Annotated in this window: 1 protein-coding gene; it reads left to right on the forward strand. The window is 63.5% G+C overall.

The window, feature by feature from the left end:
- Nucleotides 1–436: DNA translocase FtsK (locus B3D39_RS12900; protein ID WP_286789768.1), on the forward strand; the 436-nt coding region annotated here is incomplete at both ends.

Below are 436 nucleotides of genomic sequence, written 5' to 3' on the forward strand. Positions count from 1 at the left end.
GATCGTCTCGGTCCGCCCCGGCCCCGTCGTCACGATGTATGAACTCGAGCCCGCGCCGGGTCTGAAAGCCAGCCGCGTGATCGGTCTGGCCGACGATATCGCCCGCTCGATGTCGGCGCTGTCGGCACGTGTCTCGACCGTGCCGGGCCGCTCGGTGATCGGTATCGAACTGCCGAACGATCACCGCGAAAAGGTCGTGCTGCGCGAGATCCTCTCGGCGCGAGATTTCGACGACAAGAACATCAAGCTGCCGCTGGCTCTGGGCAAGACCATCGGCGGTGAGCCGATCGTGACCAACCTCGCCAAGATGCCCCACCTGCTGATCGCAGGGACGACCGGCTCGGGTAAATCGGTGGCGATCAACACGATGATCTTGTCGCTGCTCTACCGTCTGACGCCGGAAGAGTGCCGCCTGATCATGATCGACCCGAAGATG

The sequence above is a fragment of the Thioclava sp. UBA3469 genome (genome assembly GCF_002378135.1).
Taxonomy (GTDB): Bacteria; Pseudomonadota; Alphaproteobacteria; order Rhodobacterales; family Rhodobacteraceae; genus Thioclava; species Thioclava sediminum.